Here is a 4,073-nt window from a genome sequence, read left to right as displayed (position 1 = left end):
AGGACGTCCGGGGTCCGGTAAATCCACAGCCTTAGTGCGATTGTTGGGGGATGAAGGGATACAAGACAAAATTCCAGTACTGGTGGAACTGCGATATTACCAGACATCCGTGTTGGAGTTAGTGAAGCATTTCCTAGAAAGCCATCTTGGTCAACCGCTGGACTCGAAGGAGATCGAAAAACTACTGTTTGATCGACAATTATTGCTACTGATCGATGGCGTAAACGAGCTACCGTCAGAAGCAGCACGCCTGGATTTGACTAAGTTTCGGCAGAAATACCATAAGACTACTCCGATGATTTTCACCACCAGGGATTTAGGAGTGGGTGGTGACTTGGGGATTCAGAAGAAGTTGGAAATGCAACCCTTGAGTGCAGACCAAATGTCGAAGTTTGTCCGCAAGCATTTGCCTCAACAGGGAGAGCAGATGCTTAAGCAATTGGGCGATCGCTTACGGGAGTTTGGGCAAACCCCCCTACTATTGATGATGCTATGTTCCCTGTTTAAGTCTAGAGGTAAGATACCGTCTAATCTCGGTTTAGTGTTTCGCTTCTTTACCCAGTCCTATTCTAAGCAAATCAAGCAAGATGTTAAGGTTTCCGATAATCAATCAAGAAAATTTTGGCCTGAGCTACTGCAACAGTTAGGGTTTGTGATGACAACAGGGGATAACCCCGAGGAGATAAGCGTTGCTATTACTAAGACCAAAGCTGAGGAAATTTTAACTGACTATCTACGTCAGCAGGCTGTTGTCAATCCTAATGTTTGCGCCAAGAGTTGGCTTGATGACTTACTCAACCATCACTTGATTCAACCATCAGGAGACTTGATTGAGTTTCGACACCAACTGCTCCAAGAATACTATACAGCCGAATATTTATTGAAGCAATTACCACGTCTTAGTGATCAGGAGTTACAACAGAACTATCTCAATTATTTGAAATGGACAGAAACTCTGGTGCTAATGCTGCAATTGGTAGACAATCCAAAGCAAGCAAAGCGGGTGGTAAGGTTAGGGTTAGCAGTGGATTTGGTACTGGGAGCCAGGTTAGCAGGAGCAGTAAAACCCAAGTTTCAAGAACACACTGTGGGGTTGGTGGCTCGGTTAGAGGTTTCGACCTTACTTAAGGTTCAGTTGTTGGGAATAACTGCATCAGACAGAGCCATACCTGAGCTAATAGATAAATACCTGGATCATGACGAGTATTCTGTGCGTAGTGTTGCGGCATCTGCTCTGGAAAAAATCGGGACAGAAGCCACGATAGACCCCTTAATTAAATTGCTGGATGATGACTCCTCTGATGTGCGTGAGAGTGCGGCAGATGCTCTGGTAGAAATCGGGACAGCCACGATAGACCCCTTAATTAAATTGCTGGATGATGACTCCTCTGATGTGCGTAGAAGTGCGGCAGATGCTCTGGGAAATATCGGGACAGAAACCACCATCGACCCCTTAATGAAATTGCTAGATGATGACTCCTCTGATGTGCGTAGAAGTGCGGCAGATGCTCTGGGAAATATCGGGACAGAAACCACCATCGACCCCTTAATTAAATTGCTAGATGATGACTCCTCTGATGTGCGTAGAAGTGCGGCATCTGCTCTGGGAAAAATCGGGACAGAAGCCACCATCGACCCCTTAATTAAATTCCTGGATCATGACCACTATTATGTGCGTGAGAGTGCGGCAGAAGCTCTGGGAAACATCGGGACAGAAGCCATCATCGACCCCTTAATTAAATTCCTGGATGATGAAGACTTAGATGTCCGTATAAGTGCGGCAGAAGCTCTGGGAAAAATCGGGACAGAAGCCACGATTGACCCCTTAATTAAATTGCTGGATGATGACTCCTCTGAGGTGCGTATAAGTGCGGCAGAAGCTCTGGGAAAAATCGGGACAGAAGCCACCATCGACCCCTTAATTAAATTGCTGGATGATGACTCCTCTGATGTGCGTATAAGCGCGGCATCTGCTCTCGGAAAAATCGGGAAAGAAGCCACCATCGACCCCTTAATTAAATTGCTGGATCATGAAGACTTAGATGTCCGTAGAAGTGCGGCATCTGCTCTGGGAAATATCGGGACAGAAGCCGCTATAAACCTCTTAATTAAATTGCTGGATCATGAAGACTTAGATGTCCGTAGAAGTGCGGCATCTGCTCTGGGAAATATCGGGACAGAAGCCGCTATAAACCCCTTAATTAAATTGCTGGATAATGACCACTATTCTGTGCGTATAAGTGCGGCATCTGCTCTGGGAAAAATCGGGACAGAATCCGCTATAAACCCCTTAATTAAATTGCTGGATAATGACCACTATTCTGTGCGTATAAGTGCGGCATCTGCTCTGGAAAACATCGGGACAGAAGCCGCTATAAACCCTTTAATTAAATTACTGGATGATGACCACTATTCTGTGCGTATAAGTGCGGCATTTGCTCTGGGAAAAATCGGGACAGAATCCGCTATAAACCCCTTAATTAAATTGCTGGATAATGACCACTATTCTGTGCGTATAAGTGCGGCATTTGCTCTGGGAAAAATCGGGAAAGAAGCCGCTATTCCTAAACTGATTAATCTCCTCAACAAGAAAAAATTGGCAGCAACTAATGATAAAGATACTGTTCAGTACACCATCAAAGGTATTCAAGCCATTCAAGAGCGCTACCAAGTCTACAACCCAACCTATCGTCCCAAACCAATTCCCAAACCCGATCGTCCCAAATTTATTACCACTCAAACCATATACATCCTCCACCTCTCGGACCTCCACATCACCACCCCTGAGCAAGCTACAAATTGGTCAAACCAACTCGCCCAAGACCTGGCCCAAGACCTTCAAATCCCTCACCTTGATGGTCTTATCCTCTCCGGTGATATCGCCAATTATTCCACTCCTCAAGAATACCAGGCTGCACAACAGTTTCTCGACAACCTCCGCCAAGACTTTCCCCTAGACCCGAAGCAAATTGTTCTAGTCCCTGGTAACCATGACCTCAATTGGCAACTAGCAGAGGATGCTTATGATTTACGCGATCGCAAAAAATACCACGGTGAACTAAAAGAGGGTAACTACATCAAAGTCACTGAAGAGGTGATTCGAGTCCGAGATGAAACTAAATACCAACAACGGTTTGCCCACTTCAGCCAATTCTATCAAGCTATCAAAACTGAACCCTATCCCCTCGACTATGACCAGCAAGGGATTATCCACCATCTCCCAGAGCAAAATTTGCTGATCCTAGGACTAAACTCCGCTTGGCAACTCGATCACCACTTCACAGACCGTGCTAGCATTCACCCAGGTGCTCTGAGCAATGCCCTGACCGAGATTCGCCGTAATAAAGATTACGGCAACTGCCTGAAACTAGCGGTTTGGCACCATCCCCTAAATAGTGATGGAAGCGATGCTCTGAAAGAGCCGCTACGCGAACGCATTACCGACCAAGGCTTCATGCAACAACTCGCTGTTGCTGGATTCCGTTTGTTCCTCCACGGGCACATCCACAAAGCCCAAGCCAGCGTTTTCAGTTACGACAAAATCCCAGGTGGGCGCAAACTCGATGGAATTTGTGCTGGCACCTTTAGCGCACCGACCTTTGAACTACGATCCGCTTATCCCTGGCAATATAATCTACTGACATTTGAAGGTAATCAGCTCACTGTCCGCACTCGCCGCCGGGAAGAAGCCAATGGTGCTTGGAAACCTGATTCACGGTGGGGTCAGGGTGCGGGAAAAAGTGATTTGGATTATTATTCCATTGACTTGTAGGGAGTCGGGAGTCGGGAGTTATGTTGTGCCAATAGCTGCTCAAATTCCTCAAGGGAGTTACTCTCAAGAGAGTGATCAATCAACTGTTCCAACCCAGAGATATCCTCTATGCTATTAATCGCTGCCACCAATTCCGCTGATACCGATTCAAAGTGATTTTGTAAAATTTTAACTAGGGGCTTGCAAATAAATAAGGTACCATTAGATAGGCTCAATCATAACATCCCATTTGGGAAGAGATTCAGACCTTTGCCACTGTTGTTTGTAGGGTTTTAGTTCATCCTCAGGCACCGTAATCTTT

General features: G+C 45.9%; 2 protein-coding genes. One reads left to right on the top strand and one right to left on the bottom strand.

Annotated features, from left to right (window positions below; all coding sequences use genetic code 11):
• Positions 1 to 3,772 (top strand): HEAT repeat domain-containing protein (locus F6K49_RS36455; protein ID WP_293104699.1); only part of this gene is annotated, 3,772 nt, incomplete at its 5' end.
• Here F6K49_RS36455 and F6K49_RS36450 read toward each other — a convergent pair.
• Positions 3,754 to 3,987, bottom strand: coding sequence for a hypothetical protein (locus F6K49_RS36450; protein WP_293104696.1), 234 nt, complete (start codon positions 3,985 to 3,987; stop codon positions 3,754 to 3,756). The genes F6K49_RS36455 and F6K49_RS36450 overlap by 19 nt on opposite strands.
• Positions 3,988 to 4,073: the final 86 nt, after the last annotated feature.

This window comes from Moorena sp. SIO3I6 (assembly GCF_010672095.1).
Note: the sequence above shows the minus strand (reverse complement) of the source record. Positions and strands in the feature narration are given on the sequence as shown.